General features: G+C 65.4%; 13 protein-coding genes, 1 tRNA gene and 1 pseudogene. 8 read left to right on the forward strand and 7 right to left on the reverse strand.

Annotation, left to right across the window (positions count from 1 at the left end):
• Positions 1 to 40: 40 nt before the first annotated feature.
• Together KYG_RS03720 and ispH are read left to right on the forward strand one after the other, a co-directional pair.
• The gene (locus tag KYG_RS03720) at positions 41 to 505 is read left to right on the forward strand and encodes a peptidylprolyl isomerase (RefSeq protein WP_008903489.1); all 465 of its coding nucleotides are present in this window, start codon (positions 41 to 43) and stop codon (positions 503 to 505) included.
• Positions 505 to 1,500 carry a 4-hydroxy-3-methylbut-2-enyl diphosphate reductase gene (gene ispH, locus KYG_RS03725; protein ID WP_008903490.1) on the forward strand — a complete coding sequence of 332 codons (996 nt, stop codon included), beginning with the start codon at positions 505 to 507 and terminating at the stop codon, positions 1,498 to 1,500. Before KYG_RS03720 ends, ispH begins: the two co-directional genes overlap by 1 nt.
• 133 nt (positions 1,501 to 1,633) lie before the next feature.
• Here ispH and KYG_RS03730 read toward each other — a convergent pair whose 3' ends face one another.
• Positions 1,634 to 2,362, reverse strand: coding sequence for an HPP family protein (locus KYG_RS03730; RefSeq protein WP_008903491.1), 729 nt, complete (start codon positions 2,360 to 2,362; stop codon positions 1,634 to 1,636).
• A gap of 156 nt (positions 2,363 to 2,518) precedes the next feature.
• On the opposite strand from KYG_RS03730, the gene KYG_RS03735 reads away from it, so the two are divergent.
• From KYG_RS03735 to KYG_RS03745, 3 genes are all read left to right on the forward strand, one after another.
• Positions 2,519 to 3,460, forward strand: coding sequence for a threonine/serine dehydratase (locus KYG_RS03735; protein WP_008903492.1), 942 nt, complete (start codon positions 2,519 to 2,521; stop codon positions 3,458 to 3,460).
• A 131-nt stretch (positions 3,461 to 3,591) separates the two neighbouring features.
• Positions 3,592 to 4,908, forward strand: coding sequence for a serine--tRNA ligase (gene serS / locus KYG_RS03740; protein WP_008903493.1), 1,317 nt, complete (start codon positions 3,592 to 3,594; stop codon positions 4,906 to 4,908).
• Positions 4,909 to 4,945: 37 nt separating this feature from the next.
• Positions 4,946 to 5,035, forward strand: a tRNA-Ser gene (locus tag KYG_RS03745).
• Positions 5,036 to 5,239: 204 nt separating this feature from the next.
• On the opposite strand, the gene KYG_RS03750 is transcribed toward KYG_RS03745, so the two are convergent.
• Both KYG_RS03750 and KYG_RS03755 read right to left on the reverse strand, forming a co-directional pair.
• Positions 5,240 to 6,286, reverse strand: a complete 1,047-nt coding sequence (locus KYG_RS03750) for a formylglycine-generating enzyme family protein (protein ID WP_085942490.1) — start codon at positions 6,284 to 6,286, stop codon at positions 5,240 to 5,242.
• A 134-nt stretch (positions 6,287 to 6,420) separates the two neighbouring features.
• A complete protein-coding gene (locus KYG_RS03755; protein ID WP_008903495.1) occupies positions 6,421 to 7,101 on the reverse strand; it encodes a GntR family transcriptional regulator in 681 nt (226 codons plus the stop codon).
• A 254-nt stretch (positions 7,102 to 7,355) separates the two neighbouring features.
• Here KYG_RS03755 and KYG_RS03760 point away from each other — a divergent pair, with 254 nt between their 5' ends.
• Both KYG_RS03760 and KYG_RS03765 read left to right on the forward strand, forming a co-directional pair.
• Positions 7,356 to 8,375, forward strand: coding sequence for a tripartite tricarboxylate transporter substrate binding protein (locus KYG_RS03760; protein WP_008903496.1), 1,020 nt, complete (start codon positions 7,356 to 7,358; stop codon positions 8,373 to 8,375).
• 153 nt (positions 8,376 to 8,528) lie between these two features.
• A complete protein-coding gene (locus KYG_RS03765; RefSeq protein WP_008903497.1) occupies positions 8,529 to 10,247 on the forward strand; it encodes a CocE/NonD family hydrolase in 1,719 nt (572 codons plus the stop codon).
• A gap of 288 nt (positions 10,248 to 10,535) precedes the next feature.
• Here KYG_RS03765 and KYG_RS03770 read toward each other — a convergent pair whose 3' ends face one another.
• From KYG_RS03770 to KYG_RS03785, 4 genes are all read right to left on the reverse strand, one after another.
• Complete coding sequence (locus KYG_RS03770; protein WP_008903498.1) at positions 10,536 to 11,828, reverse strand: tryptophan--tRNA ligase; 1,293 nt, start codon at positions 11,826 to 11,828, stop codon at positions 10,536 to 10,538.
• Between the two features lie 33 nt (positions 11,829 to 11,861).
• Positions 11,862 to 12,524, reverse strand: a complete 663-nt coding sequence (locus KYG_RS03775) for a site-2 protease family protein (RefSeq protein ID WP_008903499.1) — start codon at positions 12,522 to 12,524, stop codon at positions 11,862 to 11,864.
• A gap of 101 nt (positions 12,525 to 12,625) precedes the next feature.
• Positions 12,626 to 13,261 carry an L-threonylcarbamoyladenylate synthase gene (locus KYG_RS03780; protein ID WP_008903500.1) on the reverse strand — a complete coding sequence of 212 codons (636 nt, stop codon included), beginning with the start codon at positions 13,259 to 13,261 and terminating at the stop codon, positions 12,626 to 12,628.
• A gap of 12 nt (positions 13,262 to 13,273) precedes the next feature.
• Positions 13,274 to 14,140: a 3',5'-nucleoside bisphosphate phosphatase gene (locus tag KYG_RS03785; RefSeq protein WP_008903501.1), complete on the reverse strand. Its 867-nt coding sequence runs from the start codon at positions 14,138 to 14,140 to the stop codon at positions 13,274 to 13,276.
• Between the two features lie 204 nt (positions 14,141 to 14,344).
• On the opposite strand from KYG_RS03785, the pseudogene KYG_RS03790 reads away from it, so the two are divergent.
• A pseudogene (locus KYG_RS03790) lies at positions 14,345 to 15,931 on the forward strand (methyl-accepting chemotaxis protein); the annotation flags it as partial.

Genomic DNA, 15,931 nt, shown 5'->3' on the forward strand with positions numbered 1-15,931 from the left:
TGGGCACGTAAAAGTGCAAAACACGCTCTTTTGGACTCTCATGACCTCTATTTCCACCTCCCTTCCCACTGTTCAGCCGGGCTCCTTCCTCACGCTGCACTACCGCCTGGCCGGCCCGGCGGGGGATGTGATCAACACTTTTACCGACAAACCCGCCACCCTGTCGCTGGGCACGGGCGAGCTGTCGCCCGCTATGGAACAGCGCCTGCTAGGCCTGGCCGAGGGCACGCGCACCACGTTCGAGTTGGCTGCGGGCGAGGCCTTTGGCGAGCGCAACCCCGACATGCAGCAGTGGGTGGCGCGCAAGCTGATGAACGAGCTGGGTGACCCCGACGAAAAATACAACGTGGGCGATGTGGTGCAGTTCCCCACGCCCGACGGGCAGGGAAGCTACGCCGGGGCCGTGATGCAGGTGCGTGAAGACGGCGCCGTGCTGTTCGACTTCAACCACCCGCTGGCGGGCCAGCCCGTGACCTTTGAAGTGCAGCTGATCGGGATTCTGTGATGCAGACGCCGCAAGAAATCCTGCTGGCCGAGCCGCGCGGCTTTTGCGCCGGTGTGGACCGCGCCATCGAGATCGTGGAGCGTGCCATCCAGAAGTTTGGCGCCCCCATCTATGTGCGTCACGAAATCGTGCACAACACCTACGTGGTGAACGACCTCAAGTCCAAGGGCGCGATCTTTATCGAAGAGCTGTCGGACGTGCCCCCGGGCGCAACGCTGGTCTTCAGCGCCCACGGCGTGAGCAAGGCCGTGCAGCAAGAGGCCGTGGCGCGTGGGTTCAGCATTTTTGACGCCACCTGCCCGCTGGTGACCAAGGTGCACGTCGAAGTCGCCAAGCTGGCCAAGGAGGGCTACGAGTTCATCATGATCGGCCACAAGGGCCACCCCGAGGTCGAGGGCACCATGGGCCAGCTCGACCACGGCATCCACCTGGTGGAAGACGTGGAAGACGTGGCGCGCGTGCAGCCCGCGCAGACCGAAAAGCTGGCCGTGGTCACGCAGACCACCCTCTCCGTCGACGATGCCGCCGAAATCTCTGCCGCCGTGCGCGCGCGCTTCCCCAGCGTGCGCGAGCCCAAGCAGCAGGACATCTGCTACGCCACGCAGAACCGGCAGGATGCCGTCAAGGTGTTGAGCCCGCAGGTGGACGTGGTGATTGTGGTGGGCAGCCCCACCAGCTCCAATAGCAACCGCCTGCGCGAGCTGGCCGCCAAGCTGGGCACCACCGCCTACATGGTGGACAGTGCCGACGAGCTCAAAGGCGAATGGTTTGACGGCCTCGCCCGCGTGGGGCTGACCGCCGGAGCCTCGGCGCCCGAAATTTTGGTGCAACAGGTCATCGACCGCATCAAGGCGCTGGGCGCAGTCTCCGTGCGCACCATGGCGGGCATCGAGGAGACCATCAAGTTCCCGCTGCCCAAGGGGCTCAAGATCGATGCGACCACGGGCTTGAGCATCACCGAACGCACGCCAGAGACCGGGCCTGCGGGACGCTGAGCGGCGACGCGCCACCGGCCTCTTCAGCAGATGGTGTGGTTTGATGCTTCTGAATTGATAGCTGCTGGCGCTTGATGGATAAGCGCTAGAAGCCAGTTTTGCTTATATTTTGGATGTAAGGCAGGTCAACGGTCTACAGCGCCATCGCAGGCCCGCTCCACAAATCCAGCGGAGGGTCCGCCGCCACCGCGCGCAGGATGTCGGTGCGCGAGATAAAGCCCGACAGCACTCCCGCATCGTCCGTCACCGGCAGGCCGGGCAGGCCGGTGTCCAGCAGCACGGCGGCCACGCGGCGCAACTCCGTGTCGGGCGCCACGGTGGGCACCGGGCTCACCATCACTTCAGACACCGGGCGGCGTGCCAGGTCAATCGCCTGCTTCACCGCGCCGGGCTCGGGCAGCAGATCGAGCGGCGCCATGTCGGCCCTGAGCAGCAGCCCGATCACGCGGCCCAGCGCATCCACCACCGGCGCCTGCGCCACCTTGTTCTCGGCCAGGGTCTGCCAGGCATCGTTCACGCGCACGCCGGGCGCCACGCTCACGCCGCCGGTGGTCATCACATCGCTCACCTTGGTCAGCGGCTGCCGGGCGGGCTGGGGGCCCTGGTCCACCTGTGCATAGGCGCTCACGGCGTCGTGTGTGCGCAGGTTGACGATGGCAGAGGGTGTTGACGCGGCGCCAGGATCGGCCGCCGTGGGGCGCGGCGAGGCCGTGAAGATCGGCCCCGGCTGGCCATCCTGCGCATCCATGGCCCGCGTGCGCAGTGCCTGCGGGCGCTGCACGCTGCGCACCGCAGAAATACGTGCCAGGTTTTCGGGGCCACCCCGGTACATCTGGCCTGACGGGCCGAACACAAAGAACATGCTTTTTCTCCTGCGCGCAGGCCGACCAGCGCGTTGGGGTGAGGGACTGCCTTGCCCATGTTATCGGCAGTTGTGCGGCACCCCTGCAGTCAGCGTTGTGTCTGCATGTTGCGGGCAGCGCCTAAACTGCCTCCCTTTGCCCCATCGGAGCCCTGCATGATCGACCGCGCCGCCATTGCCGCCGCCCGCCGCCAACTGGCCACCCAGCCCGACTTTCTGCGCACCACACCGCTGATGCGCCTTTCCGGTAAGTCCTTGGGCGTGGGCTGTGCCGAGGTCTGGCTCAAGCTGGAGCACCTGCAGGTGGGCGGCAGCTTCAAGGCGCGTGGCATGTTGTACCGCCTGCTGGCCAACCCGGTGCCCGAGAGCGGCGTGATCATTGCCTCCGGCGGCAACGCCGGTATTGCCGTGGCAGCGGCTGCCCAGGCCTTGGGCGTGCGCTGCGAGGTGTTTGTGCCCGAGGTGTCGCCCGAAGCCAAGCGCGCCCGCCTGCGCGCCCTGGGGGCTGAGGTGGTCGTCACCGGCGCAGCGTATTCCCAAGCCTTTGAAGCCTGCGTGGCCCGCCAGAAGGCCACGGGCGCATTGCAGGCCCATGCTTACGACCAGCCCGAAGTGGTGGCAGGCGCGGGCACGCTGGCGTTGGAGATGGAAGAGCAGGGCGGACGCCTGCCCGACACGGTGCTGGTTAGCGTGGGCGGTGGCGGCCTCATTGGGGGTGTGGCAGCGTGGGTGGAAAGCCGCGCCCATGTGGTCGCACTGGAGCCCGAACGCGCGCCCACCCTGCACGCCGCGCGCGCTGCGGGCCAGCCGGTGGATGTGGATGTGGGCGGCGTGGCCGCTGATTCGCTCGGCGCCCGCCGCATCGGTGCGATTTGCTGGGAAGTGAGCCAGCGCCATGTGCACGACGCGCTGCTGCTGCCCGACGATGCCATCCGCGCGGCCCAGCTGTGGCTGTGGAAGGAGCTGAAACTGGCCGTGGAACCCGCCGCCGCGCTGGGCTTGGCAGCTTTGCAGACCGGCGTGTACAAACCGCAGCCGCAGGAAACGGTGGCTCTGATTCTTTGCGGCGCCAACTTCGACCCCTGTACCCTCAACTGAGTCAGCTCACAGCGTCTGCAACTGGCGCTGCCTCACGCCAGTGCCCCCGCGCAAGGGCCGCCCCGCCGCGCTGGGGGCGTCCCCCTCGGGGGGAAGGCGCGAAGCGACTCAGGGGGGCCTAAAATCCCGCCATGCTTGACATCCTTCTCCTCCGCAAAGACCTCGACACCGCCATCGCGCGGCTGGAAACCCGCAAAAAGCCCCAGGCCTTTCTGGACGTCTCCGCTTTCCAGACCCTGGAGTCCGAGCGCAAGACGCTGCAGACCCGCACCGAAGAGCTGCAGGCCCAGCGCAACCAGTTGTCCAAACAGGTCGGCATGCTGATGAGCCGGGGCGACAAGGATGGCGCTGAAGCCATCAAGGCCCAGGTGGCCGCAGGCAAGGTGGAGCTGGAACAATCCGCCGCCCGCCTGGAGCAGATCCAGTCCGAACTGCTGGCCATGCTGGTGGCCGTGCCCAACCTGCCTCACGAATCCGTGCCGGTGGGTAGCGACGAAGCGGGCAATGTCGAAGTGCGCCGCTGGGGCACGCCTGCCAAGTTCGATTTCGAAGTGAAAGACCATGTCGATGTGGGCACGCCGCTGGGCCTCGATTTCGACATGGGGGTCAAGCTCTCGGGCTCGCGCTTTACCGTGATGAAGGGCTCTATAGCCCGCCTGCATCGTGCATTGAGCCAGTTCATGCTGGACGTGCAGACCCAGGAGCATGGTTACACCGAGTGCTACGTGCCCTACGCCGTGAACGCTGATTCGCTCAAGGGCACCGGCCAGCTGCCCAAGTTCGAGGGTGACCTCTTCGCCGCCAAGAAGGGCGGCCAGGACGGCGAGCCCGTGCCCGACAACGCGGCGCTGTACCTCATCCCTACCAGCGAAGTGCCGCTGACCAACTTCGTGCGTGACGTGGTGGTGGCCGAGGCCGACCTCCCCATCAGGCTCACGGCCCACACGCCGTGCTTCCGTTCTGAGGCTGGCAGCTACGGCCGCGACACGCGCGGCATGATCCGCCAGCACCAGTTCGACAAGGTTGAGATGGTGCAGATCGTGCACCCCGACAAGAGCTACGAAGCGCTGGAAGAAATGACCCGCCACGCCGAGGCCGTGCTGCAAAAGCTCGGCCTGCCCTACCGCGTGATGAGCCTGTGCACCGGTGACATGGGCTTTGGTGCCGCCAAGACCTACGACCTGGAAGTGTGGCTGCCCGCGCAGAACACCTACCGCGAGATCAGCTCGGTGAGCAATTGCGAAGCCTTCCAGGCGCGCCGTCTGCAGGCCCGCTTCAAGAATGCCCAGGGCAAGAACGAGCTGCTGCACACCCTGAACGGCTCGGGCCTGGCCGTAGGCCGCACGCTGGTCGCTGTGCTGGAAAACTACCAGCAGGCCGACGGCAGCGTGACGGTGCCCGAGGTGCTGCGTCCTTACATGGGCGGAGTGGCGGTGCTGGCGCCCTGAAATTCCTGCTAGAATCGCAGGCTTCGACACGAATGCAGGAGAGGTGGCAGAGTGGTCGAATGTACCTGACTCGAAATCAGGCGTGGTAGCAATATCACCGTGGGTTCGAATCCCACCCTCTCCGCCAGTATCCAAAGGGTTTGCTGCTATGAAAATAGAAGCAAACCCTTTCTGGTTTCCGGGCCTGCCTTCCGGTCCTTGGGCGGGGGTGGCCAGGTCTTCAAACTGCGCGCGCATGTCTTCCTTCGCCGTCGGCACCGCCGAAAGGCTGAAGCTACGGGTCTTCCCATCCAAAGAACAACCTGCCATCCGGAATCATGGGTGATCAGGGTCAGGGTGCGGCACTGATCTCTCTTGCCAGGCGCATGCCCACCAGCGTATAGCGCGTCTGCGGGCTGTTCCAGTTGCGGTAGCCGCAGCGCGCATAAAAAGCCCAGGTGTGCCAGGAGCCGCCGCGGCGCACGCGCACCGTACCGTGAGCGGGGCCGCGGGGGTCGTTGCGCGGGGAGTGGGCGTAATAGTTGTCCCCGTGCCAGTCCGCCACCCATTCCCAGGCATTGCCCAGCATGTCGTGCAAACCGAAGGCATTGGCTCCATAGCTGCCGACTGGCGCGGTGAAGGCGTGGCCGTCGTTGCCGGCCAGCGCATGCTGTTGCCAGCGCGGCCACAGTGGTGCAGCCGCCTGGTCAAAGGTATTGGCGGTGTGCAGCAGGCCTTGTGGATCGTCGCCGTGCGGGTAACGCGTGCGGGTGCCGGCGCGGCAGGCGTACTCCCATTCCGCCTCGGTGGGCAGTCGGTAGTGGTGGCCCTCGGTGCGGCTCAGCCAATCAGCGAGGGCCATGGCGTCATTCCAGGTAACGTTGACCACCGGGTGGTCGTCGCCTTGGGCAAAGCCCGGGTCGCGCCAGGAATAGCGTGTATCGCGGCCTTCGAAAGCATCGCCCCGCACGGTGGTGGCCGGGTCGTAGCGGGGGTTGTAGCCATAGCCGCCCGTTCCGTCTGCCTCGGACTCCGCACGGTAGCCTGAGGCCTGGACAAAACGCCGGAACTGCCCCACGGTGACTTCATGCTGGCCCAAGTAGAACGCCTGGCCGATAGTCACCCGGTGGGCGGGGCCTTCGTCGGCCAGATCGGTGAAACGCGCGGCCTCCAGTGTGGGATAGGCGCGGGCCAGGGATTCTGGCGGCTCGATTCCACCCATGGTGAAACTCCCGGTAGGTACACGGACAAACACCATGCCGAGGGTGTTTGTCCAGGTGGCAGTGCGGGCTGTTGGTGCGGAGCCGCGGGCGACTTCCGCGTGGGCGGCTGCGCATACCAAAGCGATCAGCGCAAACGCTGGTGCACGGAACAAGCACCATGACGCATCCCTGGCCATACAGGCGAACGGCGGGAAGGCGCACCGGCGGGGGGCCACAGGGTTCATCGGCTTGTCCAGATAGCGAGGCTGCCAGTGTATGCCCGGGCGGCCCGGCAGCCTGTGCGGGTGTTCGCTTGCAGGCGATTCGCCCTTTAGCTGGCGAGCAATCGCTGCTTGTTTTCCCGCGTCTTGCGCGCATGTTCGCGCATGATGAACTCGGCCCGCATGCCCTCGCGCCGCTCGATCGCGGTCACCAGGTCACAGTGGTCGTGGTGGGCCCGCTCAATGAACTCGTATTCGAGTTGCGGTGCTACGCCCTGCATGCTGACCGCCGTCGCCGCCGCCATGGGAATCTTGGAGATGCATTCGATGGCATCGATCAGCGGTGCGCTGTCGGCCGCCTGCAGCAGGGCGCTGTGAAACCGCGCGTTGATCAGCATCCATTGCCGCGCATCCAGCACCCTGCCGGCGTCCCGGGCTCGCGCCAGCAGCCTGTGGCCCTGTTCCAGGCAATCGCGAAGTACCTGCAGGTTCTGGGTGTCTGCCCCTTGCTCGGCCACCAGCCGGGCGGCCATGCCTTCCAGCGTGCCGCGCACCTCGATGGCGTCGCTCAGGTCCTTGGGGTTGAAGGACTTCACGCGGAATCCGCGCGTGGGCAGGCGCTCGAGCAGACCGTCCTTGGTCAGCTCCTCGAACGCCAGCCGGATGGGCGTGCGCGATACGCCCAGGCTCTCGGCCAGTTGCAGTTCCACCAGCCGCTCACCCGGCGCGTAGTCGCCCGCGATGATCCTGCGCTTGATCTCGTTGACGACAGAAAGGATTTGGGTAGCCATAGAAGTTCCAAAGCGTGGGGAAGGATTTTGCACGCAATTGCCGTGCATTGAACAATGCGTTGCATGGCGCCGGGCGGGTGGTGTGCAACCTTCCTCAGGGATGTGAAGCCCTCTCGTGGCGATACTGGTAAACCCTTGAATTGTCAATATTGCATGCAATTTTTGGAATTTTTATAGACTATCGGATTATTTTGTGCTGCAATGCATGCATTGTTCAGGCCACAGTTCGTGGTCACCTACCAGGAAAACCAGGCATGCTGAAGTCCGTCACCCTCGCGCTCCCGCGTTTCCCCGTCCGCCGTAAAGCATGCAAATTGCTGGCTTTTGGTTTGTTCTCTTCGGCGCTGCTCGTGCCCGGCGTGGCACCTGCCAACTCCGCCTGGCCCACAGCGCCGGTGACCTTCGTGGCGCCGTTCTCTGCCGGTGGCGGGGGCGACACGCTCACGCGTCTGTATGCCCAGCAGCTGACCGGGCCGCTCAATACGTCCGTGGTGGTCGAGAACAAACCCGGCGCTGGCGGCAACATTGGCACGGCCTTTGTGGCCAAGGCGCCGGCAGACGGCCAGACGGTGGTTTTCGGCACCATGGGAACCATGGGCACCAACCACTTCCTGTACAAGCGTACTGGTTATTCCATCAACGATTTCGAGCCCGTAGCGCTGTTTGGAACCACGGCCTTGGCCCTGGTGGTGGGCAAGGATTCGCCGTTCAAGACGGTGGGTGAACTGCTTGCCTACGGCAAGAAGAACCCTGGCAAGCTCTCCTGCGCATCCGGTGGCAACGGCACGGCATCACATCTGGCCTGCGCGATGCTGCAGCAGGAGGCCGGCATTGAAGTGGCGCATGTGCCCTACAAGGCATCATCCACTGCCATCATCGACGTGATGAGTCGGCGCGTGGATTTCTTCATCGACGTCACTCCGGTGCTCACACCCCAGATCAATGGCGGCACGCTGCGCGCCCTGGCCGTCACGATGAAGAAGCGCGTACCCACGCTGCCCAGCGTGCCGACGCTGGCAGAGAGCGGTTTGCCCGATTACGAGATGTTCAGCTGGGACGGCATGTTCGCGCCCAAGGGTACGCCGGACGACCGCCTGGACCGCCTGCACGCAGCCGTGCAGACCGCGCTGAAGAGCCCCGAATTCAACAAGACCATGACCGAGCGCGGTGTGCTGCTGCAGCCCCTGTCGCGCCAGGAATTCGCTGCAATGGTGCAGCGCGAGTTCGGCCGCATGGGCGCGGTCGTGAAGCGCCTGGGCATCACCATCGACTGAGAGGGCGAGCACGGCGGCGGACGGGCCAGCCCGCTGCCACTGCGTCGCATTTTTTCATTCAGGCAAGTGGCTGGCGCTGGCTGTGCGGAAACACGCACGTCCGGTTGCCCGCCCGGCACCACCCCGGTTGCCGCAGAAAACACACCGACCACCATGTCCGATTTCAAGAAATTTGATGCCGCAAGGCAAACCATCCACATCCGCAAGGACCTGCGTGTGCCCATGCGCGACGGCATCGAACTGGCGGCCGACGCCTACCACGGCGCGCTGGACAAGCCGCGCCCCGCGCTGGTGGCGCTCAGCCCCTACGGCAAGGAGCTTCAGGCGCTGGCGCTGACCACGCCGCCGCAGAAGCGCCCCAGCCCCATGTGGGATGGTTGCATCGAGGCTGGCGACATCGCCCGCATCGTCAAGGAAGACTACGTGCATGTCATCGGCGACGTGCGCGGCTCCGGCCACTCGGGCGGCGAGCACATCGGCAACTACAACGCCGGCGGCGTGTCGCTAGGCCAGGATGCCTACGACTTCATCGAATGGGTGGCGGCCCAGCCCTGGTGCGACGGTAATGTCGGCATGGTCGGCATCTCCTACTTCGGCTCCATGCAGGTGCTGGCCGCGGCCGAGCGTCCGCCCAGCCTCAAGGCGATCTTCATCAGCGGTGGGCACTTCGACTTCTACGAGACCACCTACCACGGCGGCATCATGTGGTTCATGCCCCGCGCGGCGCGCGAAGGCCGTGGCGGAGACTCCGGCTGGGCCTTTACCGACGGCGTGAAGTCGCGCATGGTCGAAAAATATTCGCCCGAAGAACTCAAGCAGCTGGTGACCAAGCGCCTGCAGGACCCGGACATCGCCGCCTGGCCCAACCTGGTGCATGTGCTGCACTACCCCAAGAACCACGAGGCCTGGTTCGACATCGTGATGAACGAGCTGGATGGCCCCTGGTACGAAGAGCGCAACCCGATCACGCTGGCGCCCCACATCGACATCCCCGTTTACCTGCAGCTGGACCAGGGCCGGGGCTGGACGCTGGACGGCACCATCGAGCTGTTCCATGCGATCAAGGGCCCCAAGAAGCTGGACATCGGCCCCTACCCGCCGATGCAGTCACGCCCCTTCATCGAAGAGCACGACAAGATGTTCCGCTGGTATGACCACTGGCTCAAGGGCATCGACAACGGCATCATGGACGAGCCCGCGGTGAGCGTGTTCGTGGAGGGCTCGCGCCAGCTGCTGCGCGCCGAACAATGGCCGCCCAAGAAGATCAACTACCAGGCGCTGTACCTGCGCCCGCGCGGCAAGCTGTCGCTCGAGTCCGAGCCCATGGGCGCCGAATACGCAGCGCCCGACGGTTTCTACCAGGCGCCACTGACGGTGACCGACAAGGTGGAGATCCTGAGCTGGACCACCGACAAGTTCGAGGACAGCGTCGAGATGATTGGCACCGGCGCCGCGCACATCTTTGCCGAGATCGACCAGAGTGACACCAACTTCATCCTGCGCCTGTGGGATGCGGCCCCCACGGGCAAGCGCCAGCTGATTACCACCGGCTACCTCAAGGCCTCGCACCGCGAACTGGACGCGGCGCGCACCACCGAGGGCAGCCCCGTTCACCCGCACACGCGCAGCGTGCCGGTGGAGCCGGGCAAGATCGAAGAGTACGTGCTGCGCCTGTACCCCTTTGCCAACACCTTCAAGCCAGGCCACCGCCTGGTGGTGGAGCTGTCAAACAACGAGCCGCTCGCCGACGAGCACAACGCCCTGCTGCCGCCTGATGCCTACCACCTGCCGGTGGGCCGGCCCGTCACCCACAAGATCTACCGCGACGCGGCGCACCACTCGCGCCTGGTGCTGCCGTTCACCGTCGGCTAGGCGGCTGGCAGACTCTGGCAACAGCCCTGCAAAGTCGCGGGCACGTGCAAAGAAAAGCGCGCCCTGCGGGGCGCGCTTTTCCATTTTCTGGAGTGCCGGTTGTGTTGCACGCGTGACCTGCTGCGGCCCCCGCTGCTCAACGCGGCGGAGCCGCTTGGTGTGGCGCGGGAGTGCTGTGCCCCAGGCCATACGGCATCCCATCGGCGAAGAGGCGATTAATAGCTATTTTTGGCCAATAGCGCTTATTCAGAAAGCGTTTATAGCTATCAACAATGTAGCAAATTTGTGTCAATCTGCCGCAGCGGCCAGTGCCGCCAGCGCCGCTGCCACATCCGCTTCGGCCACGCCGGCTGCAAGTGCCAGTTGCCCCGCCAGCGCACGCAGGCCTTCGCGTTGCAGCCGCGCAATGGCCTGGCCGGCTTCCTTGGGGGCTTCAAACCCGGTGCTTTGCAGCAGCAGGCGGCCGTCGGCGTCCACCAGCTTGAAGTAGAACTTGCCGTCGGCCTCGCGGTATTGCTTGAAGGACGGCAACGCGGCTTTGGCCGCTTTGGCCGGCTTGGCAGCCGCCGCGCCCTGCACCAGGCTGCGCAGGCCTACAGCGGCGCGCAGTTCGCGGATGAAGGGCGTGGCCAGCGCGCGGGCGCGCTCGGCGCCCGCCAGCAGGGTCTGCTCGATGCGGGCGGGGTTGTGGATGAGCTCTTCGTACTGCGCGCGCATGGGGGCGATCACCTGGTCCACACGTTCGAACAGGGTGTTCTTGGCATCGCCCCAGGCGATGCCGTCGGCATAAGCCTGGCGCAGGGCGGCTGTCTCTTCGGGGGTGGCAAAAGCCTGGTAGATCTGGAACAGGGCCGAGCCTTCCACCTCCTTCGCCTCACCGGGCGCGCGCGAGTCGGTCAGGATGCCGCCGATCAGTTTTTTCAGCTGCTCGCGCGAGCTGAACAGCGGGATGGTGTTGTCGTAGCTTTTGCTCATCTTGCGGCCATCGAGCCCCGGCAGGGTGGCCACGTGCTCGTCAATGGCGGCCTCGGGCAGCACAAAGTGCTCGCCATAAAGGTGGTTGAAGCTGGCGGCCATGTCGCGTGCCATCTCGATGTGCTGGATCTGGTCGCGGCCCACCGGCACCTTGTGCGCCTTGAACATCAGGATGTCGGCGCCCATGAGCACCGGGTACATGAACAGGCCTGCGGTCACGCCGTCGTCCTGCTCGCGCCCTGCGGCAGTGTTCTTGTCCACGCTGGCCTTGTAGGCGTGGGCGCGGTTGAGCACGCCCTTGCCGGTCACGCAGGTCAAGAGCCAGGTCAGCTCGGGGATTTCGGGGATGTCGGACTGGCGGTAGAACGTGACGTGCTCGGGGTTCAGCCCTGCGGCCAGCCAGCTGGCCGCAATTTCCAGCGTGGAGCGCTGTATGCGCACCGGGTCTTCGCACTTGATGAGCGCGTGGTAGTCGGCCAGAAAGTAAAAACTCTGCACGCCCGGAGTGAGGCTGGCCGCCACCGAAGGGCGGATGGAGCCCACAAAGTTGCCCAGGTGGGGCGTGCCCGTGGTGGTGATGCCGGTGAGGTAGCGCGTAATGCTCATGGGAACGGTGTCAGCAAACAAGAGGGGGAAAAATCAGCGCAGGAGCGATGTGAGCGGCGTCAGCAGCAGGTTGATGGTGGTGTAACCCAGCGACATCAATGGGCGCAGCCACAGCGAGCCCAGCACCCCGGCCACCACCAGGCCCAGCACGATGAAAAAACCGTAGGGCTCGATGCGCGAGACCATGTGCGCCTGCTTCCAGGGCAGCAGGCCGACCAGGATGCGCCCGCCATCGAGCGGCGGCAGCGGAAACAGGTTGAAGGCCCACATCACCAGATTGACCAGCACACCGGCGCGCGCCATCTCGATGAAAAAGCGCTCCTCAACGCCCGAGCCCACCAGCGCCACCAGCAAGATCGCCCAGCCAATCGCCTGGACAAAGTTGGACGCCGGGCCCGCCAAGGCCACCCACACCATGTGTTTCTTGGGGTTGCGCAGGTTGCCGAAGTTGACCGGCACCGGCTTGGCATAACCAAAAAGGAAGGCGCCCGAGGTGGCGAAGTACAGCATCAGCGGCATCAGGATGGTGCCGATGGGGTCGATGTGCTTGATGGGGTTCAGGGTGATGCGGCCCATCATGTACGCGGTGTTGTCGCCAAAGTGGCGCGCGGCGTAGCCATGGGCTGCCTCGTGCACGGTGATGGCAAACAGCACCGGCAGGGCGTAGATCAGAACGGTTTGGATGATGTTTTCCACCGGGCGATTGTCTCAGGCTGTAAATTGCTGCAAAAAAGAGAGCTGCCAGCGCTTATTGGATAAGCGCTGGAGGGTGATTTGGCTTGAAATCGAAGGTGCGATCAAAGCCCCAGGGCCTGCACGCTGCCGCGGCCTTCGCGGATCACTTCAGGGTCGCCGCCCGCGCCCATAGGCGTCAGGTCCACCACGGTGGTGGGCTCCAGCGGGCAGGCGCCCGCGTCCACGATGGCGTCCAGCAGCTTCTCGTAGCGGTCGCGGATCTCCTGCGGGTCGTTCAGGGGCTCGGTCTCGCCTGCAGGGATCAGCGTGGTGGCCAGCAGCGGGGCGCCGTGCAGTTCCAGCAGCAACTGCAGGCCCTTGCGGTCGGGCACGCGCAGGCCAATGGTCTTGCGCGACGGGTGGCTCACCCGGCGCGGCACTTCCTTGGTCGCTTCCAGGATGAAGGTGTAGGGGCCGGGCGTACCCAGCTTGAGCAGCCGGTACTGCCGGTTGTCCACGCGCGCGTAGTTGGCCAGCTCCGACAGGTCGCGGCACAGCAGGGTCAGGTGGTGTTTGTCGTCCACCTGGCGGATGCGGCGCATGCGGTCTACCGCGTCCTTGTCGTCGAGGTGGCACACCAGCGCATAGCTCGAATCGGTGGGCACGGCCAGGATGCCGCCTTTTTGCAGCAGCATGGCGCCTTGCTTGAGCAGGCGCGGCTGCGGGTTGTCGGGGTGAACTTCGAAATACTGGGCCATGCAGGGGGACTCTCAGGCCACAGGGTGGCAAATACGATCGGCCAGCAGTTCCCACACGGGGGTGAGAGCACCGGGCAAAGGCGGCAAGGTGCCCAGGTCGGTGTGCGATTCGTCGGGGCTGTGAAAGTCGCTGCCACGCGAGGCGGCCAGGTCAAATTCTTTGGCCATGGCCGCGTAGGTCACGTATTCGGCCGCGCTGTGGCTGCCGGTGACCACCTCCACCCCGCGCCCGCCGTGCTGCTTGAATTCGGAAAACAGCGCGTATTCCTCGTTGGCGCTGAACTTGTAGCGCGCCGGATGCGCAATCACGGCCATGCCACCGGCCTCTGTGATCCAGCGCACCGCATCACCCAGGGCGGCCCAGCGGTGCGGCACATAGCCGGGCTTGCCCTCGGTGAGGTATTTGCGAAACACCTCCGAGGTTTCTTTGCACACGCCCGTTTCCACCAGAAACCGCGCAAAGTGCGTGCGCGAGATCAGCGCCGGATTGCCCACAAACTGCAGCGCGCCTTCGTAGGCGCCCTGGATGCCCACCTGGGCCAGCTGATCGGCCATGTCTTTGGCGCGCTCGCCCCGCCCCCCGCGGGTGGCGGCCAGCCCCTGGGCCAGCTGCGGGTTGTCAGGGTCAAATCCCAGGCCCACGATGTGGACGGTGGTGTCGGCAAACGTGACGGAGATTTCGACGCCGGTGAGGTAGGCCATGCCCTGTGCACGGGCCGCAGCCGCGGCGCGGTGCTGGCCGCCGATCTCGTCGTGGTCGGTCAGGGCCCACAGCTCCACCCCGTTGGCCTTTGCGCGTGCGGCCAGGTCCTCCGGGGTCAGGGTTCCGTCGGATACCACGGAATGGCAGTGCAGGTCGGCGTTCAGTATGGATGTCACCGGGGCATTTTAGGGCTTGTACCGATACGCGCGCTGCCGCGCCCGGCAACACTGGTGGCAGGGGAATGGGCACGCCGGGGGCCGCAAAGCCCCCAGGTCTTGCAGGCGGCGTAGGCTACGATCGACCATCAATGTAAACAAATGTTGCGCTTGGGGCGTTGATGGACAGCTTTCCCCATTGCGCTCCACGAGGAAGAAAAAATCATGCAACTCGACAATATCCGCGTCTCCCGCAAGCTGTGGGGGCGTTTTTGCTGCTGATGCTGGTCATGCTGGTGATCTCCGGCTTTCAGCAGTATCGCGCCAACGCCTCCATGGGCGGCGCCATGGACAGCGTGGTCGAAATTGAAGATCGGATCTCCGCCGCCGTGCGCTGGCGCGGCGCCACCGAAACCGCCGTCAACATGGTGATGGGCGCTGCCGTCACCACCGACGCGGTACTGGCCCAGCAGTACGACGCCAAGGTCAAGGAGATCATTGGCAACATCAACAAGGTCCAGGAGGACATCGTGGCCCGTGCCGCGGCGCCCGAGGAAAAGGCCGCGCTCGACAAGGTGTTGGCCGAGCGCAAGGTGGTGCTGGCCGCCACCGCCAAGGCCTGGGAGCTCAAGGGTGCAGGCGACGCCGTGGCCACCCAGCAGTTTGCCGACAATGAATTTGCCCCCATGGTGGCGCGCTACCTCAAGGCACAGGACGACTTTGTCGTCATCCTGCAAAAGCGCCGCGACGAGATCCGTGCCGAAGCCACCCAGCGCCGCGTGGCCTACGCCGTCCAGGGCCTGGCGGCATCGGCCGTGCTGATCGTGATCATGCTGCTGCTGGCCTGGAAGCTGGTGCGCTCCATCACCGTGCCGCTGGATGAAGCAGTGGCCACCCTGGACGCCGTCGCTGCGGGCGATCTGACGCGTGAGCTGCACTCCACCCGCAAGGACGAGTTCGGCCACATGCTGCGTTCGCTGTCGGCCATGACGCAGCGGCTGCGCGGCGTGGTGAGCGAAGTGCGCTCGGGCGTGGATTCGGTGTCCTCCGCGTCGATAGAAATCGCCAACGGCAACCACGACCTTTCGGCGCGCACCGAACAGACTGCCTCCAACCTCGAAGAAACCGCGGCCAGCATGGAGCAGTTGACGGCCACCGTGAGCCAGTCCGCCGACACGGCGCGCCAGGCCAACCAGCTGGCCGGCACCGCTGCGCAGGCAGCAGCCCGGGGCGGCGAGGTGGTGGGCCAGGTGGTGACCAGCATGCAGCAGATCACCGAGAGCTCGCGCAAGATCAGCGACATCATCGGCGTGATCGATGGCATTGCCTTTCAGACCAACATCCTGGCGCTGAACGCCGCGGTGGAAGCCGCCCGCGCAGGCGAGCAAGGCCGGGGTTTTGCCGTGGTGGCCAGCGAGGTGCGCAGCCTGGCCGGGCGCAGCGCCGAGGCCGCCAAGGAGATCAAGCGGCTCATCAGCGCCTCGGTGGAGAACGTCGAGTCCGGCTCGGCCCAGGTTACCCAGGCCGGGCAGACCATGGGCGAGATCGTGTCCAGCGTGCAGCGGGTGAGCGACCTCATCGGCGAAATCACTGCATCGGCCACCGAACAGCGCGACGGCATCGCCCAGGTCAACCAGGCCGTGACGCACCTGGACCAGATGACCCAGCAAAACGCCGCGCTGGTGGAGGAATCCACCGCCGCCGCCGCCTCCATGCGCGACCAGGCGCAGCGTCTGGCCGAGGTGGTGTCGGTGTTCAACGTAGGCGCGGTGGCCGTGCGCGCCCCCGCTGCACCCCGCCCGGCACCGGCCC

The organism is Acidovorax sp. NO-1 (assembly GCF_000238595.1).
Lineage (GTDB): Bacteria > Pseudomonadota > Gammaproteobacteria > Burkholderiales > Burkholderiaceae_C > Acidovorax.

Coding starts and splice junctions, on each gene's coding strand:
- KYG_RS03720 (WP_008903489.1), top strand. CDS start 41: ATGACCTCTATTTCCACCTCCCTTCCCACTGTTCAGCCGGGCTCCTTC.
- ispH (WP_008903490.1), top strand. CDS start 505: ATGCAGACGCCGCAAGAAATCCTGCTGGCCGAGCCGCGCGGCTTTTGC.
- KYG_RS03730 (WP_008903491.1), bottom strand. CDS start 2,362: ATGTTCTTTGTGTTCGGCCCGTCAGGCCAGATGTACCGGGGTGGCCCC.
- KYG_RS03735 (WP_008903492.1), top strand. CDS start 2,519: ATGATCGACCGCGCCGCCATTGCCGCCGCCCGCCGCCAACTGGCCACC.
- serS (WP_008903493.1), top strand. CDS start 3,592: ATGCTTGACATCCTTCTCCTCCGCAAAGACCTCGACACCGCCATCGCG.
- KYG_RS03750 (WP_085942490.1), bottom strand. CDS start 6,286: ATGGCCAGGGATGCGTCATGGTGCTTGTTCCGTGCACCAGCGTTTGCG.
- KYG_RS03755 (WP_008903495.1), bottom strand. CDS start 7,101: ATGGCTACCCAAATCCTTTCTGTCGTCAACGAGATCAAGCGCAGGATC.
- KYG_RS03760 (WP_008903496.1), top strand. CDS start 7,356: ATGCTGAAGTCCGTCACCCTCGCGCTCCCGCGTTTCCCCGTCCGCCGT.
- KYG_RS03765 (WP_008903497.1), top strand. CDS start 8,529: ATGTCCGATTTCAAGAAATTTGATGCCGCAAGGCAAACCATCCACATC.
- KYG_RS03770 (WP_008903498.1), bottom strand. CDS start 11,828: ATGAGCATTACGCGCTACCTCACCGGCATCACCACCACGGGCACGCCC.
- KYG_RS03780 (WP_008903500.1), bottom strand. CDS start 13,261: ATGGCCCAGTATTTCGAAGTTCACCCCGACAACCCGCAGCCGCGCCTG.